At 69.1% G+C, this 19,530-nt stretch carries 18 protein-coding genes; 12 read left to right on the forward strand and 6 right to left on the reverse strand.

Features of this window, described 5'->3' with window-relative positions; all coding sequences use genetic code 11:
- Positions 1-40: 40 nt before the first annotated feature.
- Together MKK67_RS28800 and MKK67_RS28805 are read left to right on the forward strand one after the other, a co-directional pair.
- A complete protein-coding gene (locus MKK67_RS28800; RefSeq protein WP_243972015.1) occupies positions 41-328 on the forward strand; it encodes a type II toxin-antitoxin system Phd/YefM family antitoxin in 288 nt (95 codons plus the stop codon).
- Positions 325-759 (forward strand): type II toxin-antitoxin system VapC family toxin, encoded by a 435-nt coding sequence (locus MKK67_RS28805; RefSeq protein WP_243972017.1) that lies wholly within the window; start codon positions 325-327, stop codon positions 757-759. The genes MKK67_RS28800 and MKK67_RS28805 overlap by 4 nt, the downstream gene beginning before the upstream one ends.
- An 18-nt stretch (positions 760-777) precedes the next feature.
- Here the strand turns inward: MKK67_RS28805 and MKK67_RS28810 are convergent, their stop codons facing one another.
- The gene (locus tag MKK67_RS28810; RefSeq protein ID WP_243972019.1) at positions 778-1,980 is read right to left on the reverse strand and encodes a pyridoxal phosphate-dependent aminotransferase; all 1,203 of its coding nucleotides are present in this window, start codon (positions 1,978-1,980) and stop codon (positions 778-780) included.
- A gap of 144 nt (positions 1,981-2,124) precedes the next feature.
- Here MKK67_RS28810 and MKK67_RS28815 point away from each other — a divergent pair, with 144 nt between their 5' ends.
- From MKK67_RS28815 to MKK67_RS28825, 3 genes are all read left to right on the forward strand, one after another.
- A complete protein-coding gene (locus tag MKK67_RS28815; RefSeq protein ID WP_243972020.1) occupies positions 2,125-2,415 on the forward strand; it encodes a type II toxin-antitoxin system ParD family antitoxin in 291 nt (96 codons plus the stop codon).
- Positions 2,402-2,734, forward strand: a complete 333-nt coding sequence (locus MKK67_RS28820) for a type II toxin-antitoxin system RelE/ParE family toxin (RefSeq protein WP_243972022.1) — start codon at positions 2,402-2,404, stop codon at positions 2,732-2,734. The genes MKK67_RS28815 and MKK67_RS28820 overlap by 14 nt, the downstream gene beginning before the upstream one ends.
- 84 nt (positions 2,735-2,818) lie before the next feature.
- Positions 2,819-3,844: an LLM class flavin-dependent oxidoreductase gene (locus tag MKK67_RS28825; protein ID WP_243972024.1), complete on the forward strand. Its 1,026-nt coding sequence runs from the start codon at positions 2,819-2,821 to the stop codon at positions 3,842-3,844.
- 144 nt (positions 3,845-3,988) lie between these two features.
- Here MKK67_RS28825 and cysN read toward each other — a convergent pair whose 3' ends face one another.
- From cysN to MKK67_RS28840, 3 genes are read right to left on the reverse strand one after another with little or no spacing between them, the layout of a single operon-like run.
- Positions 3,989-5,395, reverse strand: a complete 1,407-nt coding sequence (gene cysN / locus MKK67_RS28830; protein ID WP_243972026.1) for a sulfate adenylyltransferase subunit CysN — start codon at positions 5,393-5,395, stop codon at positions 3,989-3,991.
- Positions 5,395-6,345, reverse strand: a complete 951-nt coding sequence (gene cysD / locus MKK67_RS28835) for a sulfate adenylyltransferase subunit CysD (RefSeq protein WP_243972029.1) — start codon at positions 6,343-6,345, stop codon at positions 5,395-5,397. The genes cysN and cysD overlap by 1 nt, the downstream gene beginning before the upstream one ends.
- Positions 6,342-7,154 (reverse strand): phosphoadenylyl-sulfate reductase, encoded by an 813-nt coding sequence (locus MKK67_RS28840; protein WP_243972031.1) that lies wholly within the window; start codon positions 7,152-7,154, stop codon positions 6,342-6,344. The genes cysD and MKK67_RS28840 overlap by 4 nt, the downstream gene beginning before the upstream one ends.
- 268 nt (positions 7,155-7,422) lie before the next feature.
- Between MKK67_RS28840 and MKK67_RS28845 the strand changes: the two genes are divergently transcribed.
- The 7 genes from MKK67_RS28845 to MKK67_RS28875 all read left to right on the forward strand — a co-directional run bounded on the left by MKK67_RS28845 (position 7,423) and on the right by MKK67_RS28875 (position 16,642).
- A complete protein-coding gene (locus tag MKK67_RS28845) occupies positions 7,423-7,938 on the forward strand; it encodes an Lrp/AsnC family transcriptional regulator (RefSeq protein ID WP_243972032.1) in 516 nt (171 codons plus the stop codon).
- Positions 7,939-8,048: 110 nt separating this feature from the next.
- The gene (locus MKK67_RS28850) at positions 8,049-9,818 is read left to right on the forward strand and encodes a sulfite reductase flavoprotein subunit alpha (RefSeq protein WP_243972034.1); all 1,770 of its coding nucleotides are present in this window, start codon (positions 8,049-8,051) and stop codon (positions 9,816-9,818) included.
- Between the two features lie 218 nt (positions 9,819-10,036).
- Positions 10,037-11,881 (forward strand): NADPH-dependent assimilatory sulfite reductase hemoprotein subunit, encoded by a 1,845-nt coding sequence (locus tag MKK67_RS28855; RefSeq protein ID WP_243972036.1) that lies wholly within the window; start codon positions 10,037-10,039, stop codon positions 11,879-11,881.
- Between the two features lie 454 nt (positions 11,882-12,335).
- Positions 12,336-12,635 carry a hypothetical protein gene (locus MKK67_RS28860; protein ID WP_243972038.1) on the forward strand — a complete coding sequence of 100 codons (300 nt, stop codon included), beginning with the start codon at positions 12,336-12,338 and terminating at the stop codon, positions 12,633-12,635.
- Positions 12,632-13,258 (forward strand): TetR/AcrR family transcriptional regulator, encoded by a 627-nt coding sequence (locus tag MKK67_RS28865; RefSeq protein WP_243972040.1) that lies wholly within the window; start codon positions 12,632-12,634, stop codon positions 13,256-13,258. Before MKK67_RS28860 ends, MKK67_RS28865 begins: the two co-directional genes overlap by 4 nt.
- Positions 13,259-13,751: 493 nt before the next feature.
- On the forward strand, positions 13,752-15,902 hold the full coding sequence (locus MKK67_RS28870) for a TonB-dependent siderophore receptor (protein WP_409568457.1): 2,151 nt from the start codon (positions 13,752-13,754) through the stop codon (positions 15,900-15,902).
- Between the two features lie 8 nt (positions 15,903-15,910).
- Complete coding sequence (locus MKK67_RS28875) at positions 15,911-16,642, forward strand: hypothetical protein (RefSeq protein ID WP_243972043.1); 732 nt, start codon at positions 15,911-15,913, stop codon at positions 16,640-16,642.
- Positions 16,643-16,655: 13 nt separating this feature from the next.
- Here the strand turns inward: MKK67_RS28875 and MKK67_RS28880 are convergent, their stop codons facing one another.
- Positions 16,656-17,870, reverse strand: a complete 1,215-nt coding sequence (locus MKK67_RS28880; RefSeq protein WP_243972044.1) for a PepSY-associated TM helix domain-containing protein — start codon at positions 17,868-17,870, stop codon at positions 16,656-16,658.
- A gap of 65 nt (positions 17,871-17,935) precedes the next feature.
- Positions 17,936-19,522, reverse strand: coding sequence for a galactarate dehydratase (garD, locus tag MKK67_RS28885; RefSeq protein WP_243972098.1), 1,587 nt, complete (start codon positions 19,520-19,522; stop codon positions 17,936-17,938).
- Between the last annotated feature and the right edge of the window lie 8 nt (positions 19,523-19,530).

Consider the following 19,530-nt stretch of genomic DNA (forward strand, 5'->3'; position numbering starts at 1 on the left):
CGCCTTTACGATCCAACGGCGCGCCGATAATCTCCTGGGCATGGCCCAACGCGCAGTGAGTCCACCCGAGCAGTCCGGGCATTGGCGCCTTCAGGACGCCAGAAGCCGGTTCGGCGAGTTGGTTCGTCGGGTCCGGAGTGATGGCCCGCAGCATGTAACGGTCCATGGGCAGGAAGCCGTCGTCGTGATCTCCGCCGAGGAGTTCCGCCGGCTTACCGGGACGGCGACGGGCCAGTCGCTGATCGATGTGCTGCAGGCCTCACCGCATCGGGATATCGATCTCGAACCCGAATCCGTGGTGATGCCGGTCCGCGACGTCGGCTTGTGACCCGCTGGCTGCTCGATACCAATGTCCTGTCTGAGCTACGACGTCCGCGCCCCGAGCAAGGGGTCTTGGCCTTCGTCGCCGCTCAACCACTGAACGCCCTCTTCGTGAGCTGCGTAACGCTCGCAGAACTCCGCTTCGGGATCGAGCGGCTCCCCGACGGAGCCCGGCGGATGGAACTGGCCGATTGGCTCTCGAACCAGCTGAGGCCGATGTTCGAGCGACGCATCCTGCCCCTAGACGAGGACGTGATCGTGCGCTGGCGGTTTCTGGTCGAAGAGGGCCGGCAACGCGGACACACGTTCTCGCAGCCGGATCTGCTGATCGCCGCGACGGCCCTGGAAGCGGGACTGACGCTGGCCACGAGGAACACCTCGGACTTCGTGCAGACCCGCGTCCCAATCTTCAACCCATGGACTGACCCGCTCCCATGAGCCCCGAAGGCGCGGGACCTACCGCAGCGAGCCGCAGAACCGCTGGATGCGCCGGCAGGCTTCCTCCAGCACGGCGTTCGAGGTCGCGTAGGAGATGCGCAGGTTCGGTCCGAGCCCGAAGGCCGAGCCGTGCACGGCCGCCACGCCCTCGGCCTGGAGCAGCTCGGTGACGAAATCCTCGTCGGTCTCGATGGTCTTGCCGGCCTCGGTTGTCTTGCCGATCAGCGCCGCGCAGGACGGGTAGACGTAGAAGGCGCCCTCGGGCGTCGGGCAGGTCAGGCCGTTGGTCTGGTTGAGCATCGACACGACCAGGTCGCGCCGGCCCTGGAACGCCGCCCGGAACTTGGCGAGGTGGTCCTGCGGGCCGTCGAGGGCGGCGACAGCCGCCCATTGCGCGATGGTGCTCGCCCCGGAGGTCTGCTGGCCCTGGACGAAGTCCATCGCCTTGATCAGCTTCTCCGGCCCGGCCGCGTAGCCGATCCGCCAGCCGGTCATGGCGTAGCCCTTGGAGACGCCGTTCATGGTCAGCGTCCGCTCGACCAGCTGAGGCTCGACCTGGGCCGGGGTGACGAAGGCGAAGTCGCCGTAGGTCAGGTGCTCGTAGATGTCGTCGGTGAGGATGTGCACGTCGGGATAGCGCAGCAGCACGTCGGTGAGCGCCTTCATCTCGTCGCGCGTGTAGGCGGCCCCGGACGGGTTCGAGGGCGAGTTGAGCACGATCCACTTGGTCTTCGGCGTCAGTACCCGGTCGAGTTCCTCGGGCTGGAGCTTGAAGCCGTGCGCCATGTCGGTGTCGGCGAAGACCGGCGTGCCGCCGCACAGCCCGACCATCTCGGGGTAGGACACCCAGTAGGGGCGGGGGATCACCACCTCGTCGCCGGGGTTCAGGGTGGCGAGGAACGCGTTGTAGAGCACCTGCTTGCCGCCGGTGCCGACGATGGTCTGCGAGACCTTGTAGTCGAGGCTGTTCTCGCGCTTGAACTTGCGCACGATCGCCTCGCGCAGGGGCGCGATGCCCGAGACCGGCGGGTAGCGCGTCTCGTTGCGGTGGATCGCCTCGATCGCCGCCTGCTTGATGTGGTCCGGCGTGTCGAAATCCGGCTCGCCCACCGACAGGCTGATGACGTCGACGCCGGAGGCCTTCAGGTCCCGGGCCTTCTGGGTCATCACGATGGTCGCGGACGGCTTCACCCGCGAGAGGACGTCGGCGAGGAGAGCCATGGCGTTTCGATCTCCGTGAGGGGCGCGGCGGTCTCGGGCGCCCGCGATGCGGCCGGGACCCTAGGCCGACGGTGCGGTGCGGACAAGGCTGCGCGGTCAGCCCGATTCCATGCTAAGATCGTGCCGATCCGAAGAGGCTGAGTCATGCCACCCGCCGAGACGATCAGCGTCACGCTGCCTCCCGAGACGGTCCGCACCCTGCGCGAGCGCGTGGAGGCCGGCGAATACGCCTCGCTCGGCGAGGTTTTGGAGGATGCGGTGCAGGCTTGGCAGAGCCGGCGCCGGGAGGATGCTGAGCGTCTCGACGCGATCCGCGCCCGCATCCGCCGTTCTCTGGACGACCCCAGCCCGCCGCTGAGTGTCGAGGAGGTCCGAGCGCATCTCAAGGCCCTTCATGCCGAGACCGTGAAGGCTCATCGGAATGCGACGCCTTGAGGTCGTCTTCCGCGCGGAAGCCGAGTTCGATCTGCTGCAGATCTACCGTTGGGTCTACGTGGCGAGCCGCGATCCGGACGTTGCCGACCGATTCCTAGACCGGCTCGTCAGCCGCTGTGAGCGCATCGGCGACGCGCCCCACGGCGGCCGCCCGCGCGATGATTTGGAGCCCGGGTTGCGGACGGTATCGTTCGAACGTTCGGCGGTAATCGCCTATCGGATCGACGGCGATCGGGTGGAAATCGTCAACGTCTTCTACGGCGGCCGAAACTTTGAGGCTCTGTTCGAGAGATCAGATGAAGAGGGTGGGACGAACTGAGATCGACCCGCGCCGCGTGCAGCACAGGCTTCAGCCTCGTGCAAAGCCATAGCACCGGTCCGCGCGCCTCCCCATCTCTCCGAGATGATACCGCTCTCCGTCCTCGACCTCTCCTTCGTCAGCGCCGATTCGACCCCGGCGCAGGCGCTGCACGACACGCTGGCGCTGGCGCGCCACGTCGATGGTCTCGGCTACCGCCGCTACTGGCTGGCCGAGCATCACGCCCTGCCCAACGTGGCGAGCCCGGCCCCCGAGATCATGATCGGCCAGCTCGCCGCCGCGACCCGGACGATCCGGGTCGGCTCGGGTGGGATCATGCTGCCGAACCACGCACCGCTGATGGTGGCCGAGCGCTTTCGGGTGCTAGAGGCGCTGTTTCCGGGCCGAATCGATCTCGGCCTCGGCCGCGCGCCCGGCACCGACGGGCTCACTGCCCGGGCCCTGCGCCGCCGGGAGGCGCCGGGCGAGGGTGGCAACGACGATTTCTTGGACCGGCTGCAGGAATTGCTGTTCTGGGACGGCGGCTTCCCGGAAGGGCATCCGTTCGGAAAGATCCAGGCGAGTCCCGCCGGGGTGCCCCTGCCGCCGATCTTCCTGCTCGGCTCGTCCGATTATAGCGCCCAGCTCGCGGGCGAGATCGGATGCGGCTTCGGCTTCGCGCAGCACTTCTCCGGGATGCCGGCCGAGGCGCCGATGCTGGCCTATCGCCGCCTGTTCCGGCCGACCCGCCTGGGCGAGCGGCCCCACGCGATCCTGGCCGTGGCAGCGATCTGCGCCGCCACCGACGCGGAGGCCGAGCGGCTGGCCGCGAGCGCGCGCCTCTCGACCCTGCGGCGGGAGCGCGGCGAATACCGCCCGCTGCCGAGCTTGGAAGAAGCGCTGGCTTACCCGTATTCCGATTCCGAGCGCGCCCAGATCGAGCGTGGCCGTGACAAGCTGCATGTCGGCGGGCCGGAGACCCTGCGGGCGCGGCTCACGGACCTGGTGGCGCGGACACAGGCCGACGAGTTGATGATCGTCACGGCGATCCCCGACCAGGCGGCGCGGCATGACTCCTACACGCAACTGGCCCAGGCCTGGGGCCTCGGCGCCGTCTCGGACGCAGCCTGACGGTCAGGGATCCCAAAGGGCTCAGCCCTTTGGCGGGGTATCGGGGCGGAGCCCCGATGCAGCCGGGCTTCGCCCGCCCCCAGGGCTCCGCCCTGGACCCGCACAAGGTCCCGGACCCTGTGGATCCGGGACTTTGAACCAGCCTTAGCGGCCCAGTAGGCGGCCGAGGCGACCGAGCAGGCCGGGGGCCTTCTCGTCAGACGGTGCGGCAGAGGCCGCCGGGGCGGCTTCGCCCTTCGGAGCCAGGACCAGCCCGAGCGCCGCCGTGTCGGTGGTCTCGCGGTCGATCAGGATCAGGCTGCCGGTCTCGCGGTTGTCCGCATAGGCGTCCACCGCCACCGGGCGGTCGAGGCGCAGGGACACGTCCGCGATGTCGTTGGCGGCGAGGCGCTCGGCCGGGCCCGGATTGCCGGTCTCGGGATCGATCCGCGAGACGATCCGCTCAACCGTGGCGTTGACCGTGGCGGTGCCGATCTTGGCGAGCAGGCTCGCCCCCGGCGCCAGCTCGGTCTCGGCCGCCCAGAACAGGCGAGCCTCGAACTGCTCCGTAATCCGCAGCGGCGCGCCGGAGGCCGCGATCACCTGCCCGCGGGAGGCGTCGATCTGGTCGGCGAGCACCAGGGTCACCGATTCGTCCTCGCCGGCTTCGGGCAGGTCGCCGTCCGCGGTGTAGATCCGCGCCACCGTCGAGGTCCGGCCGGAGGGCTGGATGGTGATCGCGTCGCCGGGGCGGACCCGGCCGCTGGCGATCCGCCCGCTATAGCCGCGGAACTCGGAATTCGGCCGGTTGACCCACTGGATCGCCATGCGGAACGGGGCGTTGAGCGCCTCCGCGTGCACCGGCACGGTCTCCAGGTAATCGAGCAGGGTGCCGCCCGTGTACCAGGGGGCGGCTATGCCCGGCTCCACGACGTTGTCGCCGTTCTTGGCCGAGAGCGGGATCGCCTTGACCTCGGCGAAGTTCAGCTCCCGGGCGAAGTCGGCGAAGCCGGCGCGGATCGCGTCGAACTTGTCCTGCGACCAGCCGACCAGGTCCATCTTGTTCACCGCCAGGACCACCCGGCGGATGCCGAGCATCGAGACCAGCAGGGCGTGGCGCCGGGTCTGGCGGATCAGGCCCTGGCGGGCATCCACCAGGATCACCGCCACGTCGGCCGTCGAGGCGCCGGTGGCCATGTTGCGGGTGTACTGCTCGTGGCCGGGGGTGTCGGCGACGATGAACGAGCGCTTGTCGGTCGAGAAGAACCGGTAGGCGACGTCGATGGTGATGCCCTGCTCGCGCTCGGCCTGGAGGCCGTCGACCAGCAGCGCGAGGTCGATCTCCTGACCCTGGGTGCCGTGGCGGCGGGAATCGCGCTGGAGCGCCGAGATCTGGTCGTCGAAGATCTGCTTGGTGTCGTGCAGCAGCCGGCCGATCAGGGTCGACTTGCCGTCATCCACGGAGCCGCAGGCGATGAAGCGCAGCACGGCCTTGGTCTGGTGGGCGGCCAGGAACGCCTGATAGGTGGCGGCGCGGTCGCTGAACGCGGTGGGATCCTGGTGCACCGTCATCAGAAGTAGCCTTCCTGCTTCTTGCGCTCCATGGAGCCCGCGCCGTCCTTGTCGATCACCCGGCCCTGGCGCTCCGAGGTGCGGGCCGCCAGCGTCTCGCCGACGATCTCCGGGAGGGTCGCCGCATCGCTCTCCACCGCCCCGGTGAGCGGGTAGCAGCCAAGCGTCCGGAAGCGGACGAGGCGCTGCTGCGGGACCTCCCCCGGCTCCAGGGGCAGGCGGTCGTCGTCGACCAGGATCAGCTGGCCGTCGCGCTCGACCACCGGGCGCTCGGCGGCGAAGTAGAGCGGCACGATCGGGATCTTTTCCTGCTCGATGTAGAGCCAGATATCGAGCTCGGTCCAGTTGGACAGCGGGAACACCCGCAGGGACTCGCCGCGCTTCTTCTTGAGGTTGTAGAGGTGCCAGGGCTCCGCGCGCTGGCGCTTGGGATCCCAGCGATGCTGCGCGGTGCGCAAGGAGATGATCCGCTCCTTGGCCCGGCTCGCTTCCTCGTCCCGGCGGGCGCCGCCGAAGGCCGCATCGAACTTGTACTTGTCGAGCGCTTGGCGGAGCGCCTGGGTCTTCATCACGTCGGTATGGACCTCGGAGCCGTGGCTCACCGGCCCGACGCCGCGGGCGAGCCCGTCCGGGTTGGTGTGGACCAGGAGGTCGAGGCCGAGTTCCTTCACCCGGGCGTCGCGGAAGGCGATCATCTCGCGGAACTTCCACGTGGTGTCGACGTGGAGCAGCGGGAACGGCAGGGTGCCGGGCGCGAACGCCTTCAGGGCCAGGTGCAGCAGCACCGAGGAATCCTTGCCGATCGAGTAGAGCATCACCGGATTCTCGGCCTCGGCGACCGTCTCCCGGAAGATGTGGATGCTCTCGGCCTCAAGCCGCTTCAGGTGGCTGAGTCGGTCGGCGGAGGCGGGGGCGTCCGGCGTCACGGCGGCGGCGAGGGCTGCGCTCATCGGGCGAACTCCGGCTGGCGGGTCTTCACGTCTGGGTTGCTTTCGAAGATTGCGGGCTCCTGGCCCGGCTGAACCGACGCGGAGGGCTGCCCGACATGCAGGCCGCACTCCTTCTTCTCTTCCTGCTCCCACCACCACCGTCCGGCGCGCTCCGGCTCGCCGAGCTTCACGGCGCGGGTGCAGGGCGCGCAGCCGATCGACGGGAAGCCGCGATCGTGCAGCACGTTGTAGGGGATGAAATTCTCGCGCACGAAGCTGTCGACCTGCGCCCGGGTCCAGTCGGCCAGGGGGTTGAGCTTGATCAGGTCGCGCTCGGCGTCGAACACGGCGAGCGGCGTCTCGGCGCGGTTGGCCGACTGCCCGGCGCGCAGGCCGGTGAGCCAGCCGCTGGCGCCGTCGAGGGCGCGGCCGAGCGGCTCGACCTTCCGGAATCCGCAGCAGGCCTGCCGGGCCGCCACCGAGCGCCGGAAGCCGTTGATGCCCTCCTCGCGCACGAACGCCTCCACGGCCACCCGCTCGGGCGCGTAGGCCCCGATCCGGATGCCGTAGGCCGATTCGGTCTCGGCCCAGGTGTCGTAGGCCTCCGGGAACAGCCGGCCGGTATCGAGGGTGACGATCTCAACGCGGCCCTTCGCCAGCCCGGCCATCGCCAGCCCGTGGGTCAGCGCCTGGTCCTCGACGCCGAGGCTCGTGGTGAACACGAGGCGGCCCGGGATCTCGGCGGCGATCAGATGGAGGCGGCCTGGCAGGTCGAGCCCCGGCAGCCGCCCGGCGAGGGATTCGGCCAGCGTTCGGTCCGGACGGGTCATCGCGACATGTCCTGAGGTTGGATCGTGGGAAAGGGCGCGGATCGCGCCGCACCCAGTTGTCGAAGGGTGGAAATGTTCGCTATAACGAACGAAGTCAAGGCGGCGCGGGTTGCTTGTCGAGCATATCCGGGCGGCCTGGCGTGCGGTGGCGCACCCTGTTCCTCCGCACCCGAGACCCCGCACGACAAAAGATTCTTCTCGGCGGCCCTTAGAAACGCCTAAACTCCCCGCGCGCGGCCCAGCGTGGAAGGATCCCACGGAGACGACTTTGGACGCCATCGATCTGAAGATTCTCGCCTTGCTGCAGGCGGACGCGACCCTCTCCATCGCGGCGATCGGCGAGCGCGTCGGCCTGTCTCAGACCCCGTGCTGGAAGCGCATCCAGAAGCTGGAGGCCGACGGGGTGATCGACCGGCGGGTGGCGGTGCTCGATCCGGTCAAGCTCGGCCTCGGGCTCACCGTGTTCGTCTCCATCGAGACCGCCGACCACTCCCAGGAGTGGCTGCAGCGCTTCGCCGCGACGATTTCGGCCATGCCCGAGGTGCTGGAATTCTATCGGATGGCGGGGGATGTGGATTACATGCTGCGCGTCGTCGTCGCCGACATGCAGGCCTATGACAGTTTCTATAAGCAGCTTATCGCGGTGCTGCCGTTGAAGAACGTCACCTCGCGATTTGCCATGGAGAAGGTGAAATCCACCACCGCCCTGCCGCTGCCCGCGCCGCCGAAAACCGGGCGTCATCTCCCTGGAACAGCGCCGATCCTCGCCGTCGTAGGGGAATGATCTTCTCTTTTATTGCGGCGCAACGAATGCAATATCCTAGTTCAGACGCGTTCTGCAAAAAGAACGTTTCCGATTGACACCGGCCCCGTAGGCCCCGACATGGTCCCCTGATGGCACGCCAGAATCTCCTTCCGCGCACCGCCCCGTTCGGCGACGGCGAGCGCGCCAGCCTCGATGCGGTGCTCGGCAGCGCGACCCCCGTGCAGCGCGCGTGGCTGGCCGGCTTTCTGGCGGGCCTCGATGCCGCCGGCGGCCAGCCGGCTGCGGCTCCGTCCGCTCCGCCCAAGGCCGCCGAGCCGCTGACCATCGTCTATGCCAGCGAATCGGGGAATTCCGAGGCGCTGGCCGGCAACGTCGCCAAGCTGGCGCGCAAGCAGGGCTTCAAGCCGAAGGTCGTGGATTTCTCCGATCTCGACGTCGCGACCCTGCCCAAGGCCGGCAAGCTCATCGCCATCGCGGCGACCTGGGGCGAGGGCGAGCCGCCGGCCCGGGCCGTGCGGGCCTATGGCGAGCTGATGGGGGAGGGCGCCCCGCGCATCGACGGCGTGGACTTCGCCGTCCTGGCGCTGGGCGACACGTCCTACGTGGAGTTCTGCGCCATCGGGAAGGCGCTCGACGCGCGCTTCGAGGCGCTGGGTGGCAAGCGCGCGGCCGAGCGCGCCGACCTCGATCTCGATTTCGAGAAGCCGGCCGCCGACTGGATCAAGAACACCCTCAAGGCCCTCGCCCCGGCCGAGACGCCGGACAACGTCGTGGCGGTGGATTTCGCCCGCGCCGCCCCGGGCGAGGACGACGAGGCCGAGCCGAGCCGCGAGCCGCTCGTGGTCGAGGTCATCGAGCACGTGAACCTCAACTCCTCGCGCTCGGACAAGGAGACGATCCACCTGGCGCTGGCCTTCGAGGACGGGGCGCCCGCCTACGAGCCGGGCGATTCGCTGGAAATCTTTCCCGAGAACGATCCGCAGCTCGTAGACGAGATCCTGAACGCCGCGGGGCTCTCAGGCGACCAGAGCCTGTGCAAGGCGCTGCTCGCCGAGCGCGACATCACCACCCTCTCGGCCGCCACCATCGAGCGCTTCGTCAAGGCGACCGGCCACGCGGACGCGCAGACGCTGATCGAGAGCGGCGAAGCCAAGGCCTGGATCGAGGGCCGGCACCTGATCGACCTGCTCGCGACCTTCCCGGCGACGCTGACCGCCGAGCACCTCAACACCATCACCCGGCCGCTGCCGCCCCGGGCCTACTCGATCGCGTCCTCGCGCAAGGAGGTGGGCGACGAGGTCCACCTCGCCATCGTGGCGGTGCGCTACGAGACGCACGGCCGCGCCCGCTCGGGGGTCGCCTCGGTCCATGTCGCCGACCGGATCCGGGACGGCGCCAAGCTGCGGGTGCGGCTGAAGCCGAACCGGCATTTCCGCCTGCCGCAGGATCCGGCCACCGACATCATCATGGTCGGCCCCGGCACCGGCGTCGCGCCGTTCCGCGCCTTCGTGCAGGAGCGCCGCGCGATCGAGGCCCCCGGCCGCTCCTGGCTGTTCTTCGGCGACCGGCACTTCCTGCACGACTTCCTGTACCAGCTCGAATGGCAGGAGGCCCTGGAGGACAAGTCGCTGACGAAGATCGACGTGGCCTTCTCCCGGGACCAGCCGGAGAAGATCTACGTGCAGAACCGCATCACCCACAACGCGCAGGAGCTGGTCTCCTGGCTGGAGGGCGGCGCCTATTTCTACGTCTGCGGCGATGCCAAGAGCATGGCCAAGGACGTGCGCGCCGCGGTGGTGCGGGCCTACGAGATCGCCAAATCCCTGAGCCCGGCCGACGCCGAGGCGCAGGTTGCGGCCCTGGAGCGCAGCCACCGCTACCAGCAGGACGTCTACTAGAGCGTATGCCGCCGGAGCACGGGTAGGTCTGGGTTTCCAAAGGGCGTGTCGTCCTTTGGCGGGTTGTCAGGGCAGAGCCCTGACGGAGCGGGGCCTGGCCCCACCGCAGGGCTCCGCCCTGCACCCGCAAAAGGTCTCGGACCTTTTGAATCCGGAATTTGGGACGATCCCGCCCGCATCGGGGGCGGGGCCGTAGTCGAGACTTTGGAAGTGATCTCATGGACGACCACAGCCCCCGCGACGACGCCGACGCCCAGGCCCTGGCTCCGACCCCGGCGCCGCGCGTCTACGAGACCCCGCCCAAGGATCGGCCGATCACCGATGCCGAGGCGGCCCGCGCGGCCAACCTCGCGGCCAACGAGCACATCAAGATCGCCAGCGGCTATCTCCGCGGCGGCCTTGCCGACGGCCTGCTGAAGCACGCCACCGGGGCGATCTCCGAGGATGACGGGCAGCTCGTGAAGTTCCACGGGATGTACATGCAGGACGACCGCGACCTGCGCCCGGAGCGGACCAAGAAGAAGCTCGACAAGGCCTACAGCTTCATGATCCGCCTGCGCATCGCCGGCGGCGTGATCAGCCCGAAGCAGTGGCTGGCGCTGGACGACATCGCGGTCACCTATGCGGGCAGCGCCCTCCGGGCGACCACGCGCCAGACCTTCCAGTACCACGGCGTGATCAAGTCGAACCTCAAGCGCACGATGTCGGCCATCGACGCGGCCCTGCTCGACACGATCGCGGCCTGCGGCGACGTGAACCGCAACGTCATGGCGGCGACCAACCCCGCCCAGGTCGGCGCTCACAAGGCCGCCCACACCCTTGCCAAGGATATCTCGGACAGCCTGCTGCCGAAGACCAGCGCCTGGCGGGAGATCTGGCTCGACGGCGAACGCGTGGTCGGCGGCGAGGAGGAGGCGGAGGTCGAGCCGGTCTACGGCCGGACCTACCTGCCGCGGAAGTTCAAGGTCGTCGTGGCGGTGCCGCCCTCGAACGAGGTCGACATCTTCGCCCACGATCTCGGCTTCATCGCCATCCTGGACAAGAAGAATCAGGTCACCGGCTGGAACGTCACGGTGGGCGGCGGCATGGGCATGACTCATGGCGAGCCCGAGACCTTCCCACGCACCGCCGACGTGATGGGCTTCGTGAAGCCCGAGGACGCCATCAAGGTCGCCGAGGCCGTGATGACCGTCCAGCGCGACTGGGGCAACCGCAAGAACCGCAAGAACGCCCGGCTCAAGTACACGATCGAGCGCTACGGCCTGGCGGCGTTCCGGGCCGAGGTGGAGGCGCGGATCGGCAAGAAGCTCGGCGAGCCCAAGCCCTTCACCTTCACCAACAACGGCGATCGCTTCGGCTGGACCGAGGGCGATGACGGCCGCCACCACCTGACGCTCTACGTCCCCTCCGGCCGGATCAAGGATTACGAGGACGGCCCGCAATTCCTCACCGGCCTGCGCAAGATCGCCGAGGTGCACGAGGGCGATTTCCGCCTCACCGCCAACCAGAACGTGATCATCGCCAACGTGCCGGCGGAGAAGCGTGCCGCGATCGAGGCTCTGGTCGACCAGTACGGCATCACCAAGGGCGCGGGGGCGTTGCGGCGCAACTCCATCGCCTGCGTGGCGCTGCCGACCTGCGGCCTCGCGCTCGCCGAGAGCGAGCGCTACCTGCCGAGCCTGATGACCGAACTGGAGGAGAGCCTGGCCCATCACGGGCTCGCCGAGGAGGAGATCACGATCCGCTCCACCGGCTGCCCGAACGGCTGCGCCCGCCCGTTCATCGCAGAGATCGGCCTCGTCGGCCGCGGCCCCGAGCGCTACCATCTCTATCTCGGCGCCGCCTTCGACGGCTCGCGGCTGGGCAAGCTCTACAAGGAGGATGTCGCGGCGTCCGACATCCGCGACACGCTGGATCCGCTGTTCGCCGACTTCGCCAAGGGCCGGAAGCCCGGCGAGCATTTCGGCGACTACCTGATCCGGGCCGGCCACGTCGCCCGGACGGTGAACGGCCCGGATTTCCACGACCGGACCGGCGCCCTCAAGCCGGCCGGCCACGCCTGACCGCCAGATTCCGGAGGCCGAGGCATCGCCCTCGGCCCCGGAAGAACGGTCTATTTTTTGAATCAGCCGGATAGCCCCGAGCGCGAGGGCGGGGCCAATCTCGTGCGCCTGCGCTCTGCGCCGGCAGGATACGGGCTGCTTGCCGACATAAGCTCGAGAGCGTCCTTGACGCCGACCTAAGCCGGCTGCGGCCCGTCACAGGGTTTCCGGTCGACCACCTCGATCAACGTCACCGTCATCACCAGCGCAGCGAAGTGACCAGGAGGGTGCGCCACGGTTGCGTGTGGCGCCCCATCGGGCTGCGTCGCTGCACGCGCCGTCGCGGGACGGCGACGAAACAATCATCTGGAAACCATATCGCGCCAAGGGCCGCCCTTTCCCGCCTATGAGAACGAACGTTCATTGACATGAGAATGCACGTTCATTACGAGGGAGGGGCAAGCAGGAGTGAGCCATGGCTCTGTCGCTCGAAGGCCGCTGGTCCGATCTCGATCAGGACAGTTTCGATCCGTCCGGAACGGGTCCGGCGCGGGTCCTGGCCATGGTTCGGGCTTTCTGCACGCCATCGAACCTCACCTTCGCCGCCGTGCTGGTCCTCGCCTGGATGGCGCTGATCAGCTGGACCGGGGCGGGCCCGAAGGGCTGGCAGGCGCGGATCTGCGCGGATCTCAGCCAGACCGCCCAGGCCTGCACGGCTACCATCCCCGCCAAGGACCAGAGCCGCGTCGCCGCGGTGGCGCAGTTCGCCCCGTGAGCGTGCCGGCGAGCGCCGGGCCGGCCGCGCGGCGCGAGCACATCCTCGATGCCGCCGAGGCTTGCTTCGTGCGCAACGGCTTCCACCGCGCCACCATGCAGGACCTCGCCCGCGAGGCCGCGATGAGCCCGGGCAATTTCTATCGCTACTTCGAGTCCAAGGAGGCCCTGGTCGTCGGGCTGGTGGAGCGCGAGCGGGAGCGCGGCGCCCAACTCGTCGAAGAGATGGAGCGCAGCGGCGACCGGCGCGGCGCCTTGCTCGACATCATCGCCCGGTACTTCGTGTCGATCACCCGCGCGGCCGCGGTTCTGCGCATGGAGATCTGGTCGGAGGCGACCCGCAACCCGGCCATCGCCGCGCTGACCGCGCGGACCGAGGCGGAGACCCGGGACTGGTTCGTGGCGACCTTCTCGGCGCTGGCGACCAGCCCGGATTGTGATCCGGACCGCCTCTACGCCCTGCTCGCCCCGCTGATGAAGGGGATCGTGGTCGGCCGCGCGATCCTGCCCGATTACGACCCTGGCCCCGCGGTGGCCCAGCTCCACGCCCTGCTGGAGACCGGGCTCGACGGCCGCCTGCCGCGCACCGCCCGCGTCGGGCCGCGGATCACCACGCTGGCGTGAGCGCCCGAACCCGTTGGCGACACCAGCGGGCTCGACCCAAAGTTCCCCGCGATCGCGCGTCGGGCAACCGCGCGTGATAGGCCGGCCGGCCTGCAATCCCCCCCCTCTCGCAGGCCGGCCGGTCGCATTCAGCGACGCGGTTCGGGATTGCCCGCCACAGAGGCAACGCGAGCCCGCCCCTGATTCGAACCGTCCCGCAGATGCAGACCGTGATCCCGATCGTGGCTTCGGCTCGGATCAACGTCCGGACGTACATATTCAAAATCACACACGTTTAAGTCGGAAATTCTGTACCATCTAAAATTATTCCAATCGCAATGTGTGACGTGCCGGACACGTCCGGTGAGTTCCAGCGATTCTGAACCCATCAATTACAATCATGCATTGAAATGGCTTCGCCATCGTACTCAAGGATCGAAGCGCCTTGTGGCGACGATCTACATGAGAACGACTAAAAACTATGCGGCAGGACCATCAAGACCACGTTATATCTGTGACAACCGATCGGTCCTCCTGCACCAATACGCGGCCCGGACTGGCGATCGCCCTGCTTCTGGCCTCGACGACTGTCGTTCACGCACAATCCAATCCGGTTCAGGACGAGGTCGTCCTCTCGGAACTGAGCGTCACCGGCACGGGTCCCGCGGTGGAGCGCGCGGACGGGCCGGTCGTGGGCTACCGCGCCACGCGCTCGGCGACCGCGACCCGGACCGACACGCCCCTGCGCGACACGCCGCAATCGGTGCAGGTGGTGCCGCGCGAGGTGCTGGTCGATCAGCAGGACATCCGCCTGAGCGACGCCCTGCAGAACGTCAGCAGCGTCCAGCCCGGCGGTACGATCCAGGGCCGGAGCGACACCTTCATCATCCGCGGGTTCAGGACCCAGACCTACGCGATCGACGGCGTCTTGCTGAACCAGGCCGGCACCTTCTCGACGGTCACCCGCGATCTCGCCGACGTGGAGCGGATCGAGGTGCTGAAAGGCCCGGCCTCGGTGCTGTACGGCCGTGGCGACCCCGGCGGCCTGATCAACATCGTCTCCCGGCAGCCGACCCTGGTGCCGTCCGGCGACATCAACCTGCAGGCCGGCAGCTTCGGCTTCCGCCGGGTCCAGGGCTCGGTATCGAGCGCGATCGAAGGCGTGGAGGGCTTGGCCGGGCGCGTCAGCTTCGCCGGCCAGTCCGATCCGACCTTCCGCAACTTCGGCGGCCGGGACAATTCCCGGACCTTCGTGGCCCCTGCGTTCACATGGAACCCGAGCCCGGATACCAGGGTCTCGTTCCTGGGCGAGTTCACCCGGCTGGATACACAATACGACGAGGGGCTGGTCGCCCTGAACGGCCGCGTGCCGCTCGACAACATCGCGCGCTATTACGGCGAGCCGTTCTCCCGCTACAACGGCACGGCGAATTTCGGCCTGCTGAAGGTCGAGCACGATCTCAACGAGAACATCACCCTGCGCGAAGTGCTCAACGCGCAATGGGGTGGCTTCAACTTCCTGGCGACACGCGCGACCGGTTTCGCCAGCCGCAACACGCTGGTGACCCGGCGCGAGACCGCGGGCTACTCGACCTACGCCACCGTCGACAGCCAGACCGAGGTGGTGGCGAAGTTCGACCTGCTGGGCTTCCGGCACACCGTGCTCGCCGGGGTCGAGTACAGCAACGGCTACCGGCATTCCTATACGACGCAGAGCACCAACTACCCGTCGGTGAGCTTCCTGAACCCGGTCCCTGGATCCGCCCTCGTCGGCCTCCAGTTCCAGTCGGATCTCAAGCAGAAGAACGAGCTGAACGGACTCTACGTCCAGGACCAGATCGATCTCGGCCTCGGCCTGCAATTGCTAGTCGGCGTCCGATACGACACCGGCACACAGTATTATTTCAACCGCGTTCCGACCTCACGGACGATGCCGCCCGACCAGCAACTGTCCGGCACCTCGCCGCGCGTCGGCCTCGTCTATCGACCGGTGGAACCACTCACGCTCTATGCGAGCTACGCGACCTCGTTCAAGCCGCAGATCGACAACGTCCTGAACGCCACCAATCCGCCCCCCGAGACCGGTGAGCTCTACGAAATCGGCAGCCGGCTCGACCTCACCCCCGACCTGACCCTGTCGGCGGCGGCGTTCCGGATCATCCGCAACAACGTCTCGGCCACCGATCCGGTCAATACCGGCTTCTCGGTGATCACCGGGCAGCAGCGCTCCGAGGGCGTCGAGGCCGACCTCGCCGGCCAGATCCTGCCGGGGTGGAAGGTCATCGGCGCGGTCAGCTTCCTCGACGCGCGGATCACGAAGGACACCACCTTCGCGGTCGGCAACCGTCTGGTGGGGGCACCGGCCTTCAGCGGCAGCATCTGGTCGACCTACCAGTTCCAGGAGGGCTTCCTGCTGGGCTGGAACGTCGGGGCCGGGATCACCTATGTCGGCCGGCGCACCGGCGACCTCAACAACAGCTATACGGTCGGCGGCTATGCCCGGCTCGACGCGGCGGTGTTCTACGATTTCAACGAGCACGCCCGGTTCTCGATCAACCTGCGCAACCTGACCGACCGGCGCTACATCGAGCAGCCGTTCAACCAGTTCAACAACCTCCCCGGCGCGCCGCTCTCGGTGCTGGCCACGATCACCGCGCGGCTGTGAGCCGGGCGGTGTCGCCGACCCATGCTCGCAGGAGGATCCCGATCTCCGCATCGATCCGCGTCCTTCTAGGCGCGGCCCTCGCGGCGCTGCCGCTGACCGCGTCGGCGGCCGAGCGGCCCCGCACGGTGCTGATCGTGGTCAAGCCGGACAATCCGCGGATCGCCGCCGACAAGGCGATCGCGGCCCATCTCGAGGGACGCGGATACCGGGTCACGCTGGGCAGCCAGTACGAGCCGGTGGCGCGGGGCTACGACCTCGTCATCCTGTCCTCGAACATCCGCAGCCGCGACCTGCTCGGCGCCTATCGCGATGTCCCGGTGCCAGTGCTGACTTGGGAGAGCGACCTGCTCGACGACCTGGGCATGACCGGCAAGAAGCACGACCGCGACTTCGGCAAGGCGTCGGCCGAGCATTTCGTCTGGCTGGTCAACGCCCCCCATGCCCTGGCGGCCGGCCTGCGCGCGGGGGTCAACGCGGTCTACGCCAAGGACGCGCCGATGAACTGGGGCAAGCCCGGCCTCGGCGCCGCGATCATCGCCACGGTGCCGGGCGAACCCGACCACGCCGTCGTCTTCGGCTACGAGGCGGGGGCGACGATGGACTACGAGTCGATCGCCCCGGCACGGCGGACGATGTTTCTGCTCGACAACGAGACCTTCGGCAGCCTGACGGGCGCCGGGCTCGCCCTGTTCGACGCCGCCGTCGACTGGACCGCCGGGACACCGCGCCCGGCCGAGTGAGCGGCTGCCGGCATCAGGTCAGCGCGCGCTGGGGCTTCTTTCCGGTCGCGACCGCCTCCGCCTTCCGCTCGGTCCCCTTGCGCCGCGCGCCCGCCCGGCGGCGCAGGATGTAGAGGGTCAGGCCGGTGGCGGCGAAGCCCGGCATGGAGAGCGCCGCCAGGCAGAACAGCAGGGCGAACAGGTCGCCGAAGAACCGGCCGCGATGCACCTCCAAAATGTTCTCGACGATGCGCCGCCCGAGCGGCGTGTCGGCCGCGTGCTCGGTGGCGAGCAAGGCGCCCGTGGCGGCGTCGTAGCGGGCCTCGTTGCGGGCGCTCAGGGCGTCGATGCCCCGGGGCAGCCAGCGGATGCGGATCGCCTTCGTATCGGCCCCCGGCAGGGTCAGGATCACGAGGCCGGCCTCGTGCCCCTCGCCGGCCCGGAACGCCGCCCAGGCGCGATCGAGGGCGGGTTCGGCCCCGGCCTCCGGCGGTGGGGAAGGCTCCCGGCGACCGGCTGGGCGCGCGGGCTTCGCCCGCTCCGGCGTCCCGGCGAGCAGCCAGGTGGCCCCGTCCTTGAACGACGGGTAGGACCAGGTCAGGCCGGTGAGCGCGATGACCAGGTAGATCGGCGTCAGCCAGGTCCCGGCCACGGCGTGGAGCGACCACCAGCGCGGCCGGCCGGGCCGCGACAGGCTCGGCTTCAGCCAGATCCGCCAGCGATGGATCTTGGGCCAGCGCAGGTAGAGGCCGGTGGCCAGGAACGCGACCAGCGCCAGGGTGCAGGCGCCCGTGATGGTCCGGCCCCAGCCCTTGGAGCCGCCGGGGATCAGCAGCCAGCGGTGCAGGTCCCGCACCGTCGTGAACGCCGCCTCCAGCCGCACCGGGCCGAGCACCGCGCCGTCATAGGGGTCGGCATAAACCGAGGGCGGCCGCTCCCGGGTCTCGGGATCGCGGGCGAAGCGCACGAACACGCTCGCCTGCGGGTCGTCCGACAGGGTGAGGACATTCGCCCGGCGCCCGCCGGCCTGGCCGTCGATCCGGGCGGCGAGGGCCGATGGCGCGAGCGGCACCCGGTCCCCCGCCTCGACCCGTGTCCGGTCGCGGTTGGCGAAGGCGGTGATCGCTTCCTCGTAGCTCATCAGCGCCCCGGTGAGGCCCATCAAGGCCAGCACGAAACCAGCGGTGAGGCCAAGCGCCCAGTGCAGGCGGAAGAGCACGGTCCGGGGTGAGGGAATCGGCAGCGGCATCACGATGCCGGCTGCCTAGCAGAGTCCGGCCCCGCACGCGACGCCGCGCCGCGCATGCCCGGGATTCAGGTGATCGGCGCCGGGTTGAACAGGGTCAGGTCGTTGAACAGGCCCCAGCGGTCGGACCAGGGCCGCTTGCGCCCGCTCGCCACGTCGAGGATCAGGTGGAACAGCTCCCAGCCGACCTGCTCGATCGTGGCCTCGCCGGTGGCGATCCGGCCGGCATCGAGGTCGATCAGGTCGGACCAGCGCTCGGCCAGCTCCGTCCGGGTCGCGACCTTGATCACCGGAGCCTGCGCGAGGCCGTAGGGCGTGCCGCGGCCGGTGGAGAACACCTGCAGGGTGATCCCCGAGGCGAGCTGAAGCGTGCCGCAGACGAAGTCGCTGGCCGGGGTCGCGGCGAAGATCAGGCCCTTCTCGCGCACGCGCTCGCCCGGCGCCAGCACCCCGGCAATGGCGCCGGTGCCGGACTTGGCGACCGAGCCCAGGGACTTCTCGACGATGTTGTTGAGGCCGCCCTTCTTGTTGCCGGGCGACGGGTTGGCCCGGCGGTCGGCCTCGCCCTTGGCGAGATAGGCGTCGTACCAGGCCATCTCGCGGATCAGGGCCTGGGCGATTTCCGGAGTCTTGGCACGGGGGGTCAGGAGGTGGATCGCGTCGCGCACCTCCGTGACTTCGGAGAACAGGACGGTGCCGCCGCAGGCTACGATCAGGTCGGCGCAGTAGCCGAGCGCCGGGTTGGCGGTGACCCCCGAGAAGGCGTCGCTGCCGCCGCATTGCAGGCCGACCACGAGCTCGGAGGCCGGGCAGGTCTCGCGGGTGCGCCGGTTCAGCACCTCAAGGCGGGCTTCCGCCATCGCCAGGATGCTGTCGAGCATCGCGGAAAAGCCCTGGTGGCGCTCGTCCTGGAGGCGGACGACCCCGTCCCCGGCCGCGCCGCCATCGGGCAGCAGCCGCTCCGAGACGAGCTTCTCGCAGCCCAGCCCCACGACCATGACCTCGCCGCCGAAATTGGGGTTCTGGGCCAGGCTCTGGAGGGTCCGGATCGGCACCACCGCCTCGGGGGCGTTGATGGCGACGCCGCAGCCGTAAGCGTGGGTGAGGCCGACCACGTCGTCGACGTTGGGGAAGCGCGGCAGCAGCTCCTGCTTGATCCGACGGATCGCCACGTCGAGGGTGCCGGCGACGCATTGCACGCTGATCGAGATCGCCAGGATGTTCTTGGTGCCCACCGACCCGTCCGGGTTGCGGTAGCCCTCGAAGGTGTAGCCTTCGAGCGGCGCTAAGGGGGCCGGCACCCGGGTGGCCAGCTCCAGCGCGTCGAGGGCGGGGGCGGTGGGGGTCGCGACCCGGGATTCCTCGACCCAGGCGCCCCGCGGGATATCCTGGGTGGCGATGCCGACCACCTCGCCGTAGCGGCGCACCGCCCCGCCCTCCGGGATGTCACTGAGCGCCACCTTGTGACCCTGCGGCACGAACTCGGTGAGCCGCAGCCCGTCCGGGAAGGTCGTGCCGGCGGGCAGCCCGAAGGCGTTGACCACGATCGCGACGTTGTCGTGCGCGCTCAGCCGGATCGTGCGCGGCACGTCCCCGGCCGGCCGCTCGAGGTTCGGGCGGACCTGCGTCGGGCGATCCTGGGTGGCGCTGTCCATCTCGGCCT

This window comes from Methylobacterium sp. J-072 (genome assembly GCF_022829425.1).
Lineage (GTDB): Bacteria > Pseudomonadota > Alphaproteobacteria > Rhizobiales > Beijerinckiaceae > Methylobacterium.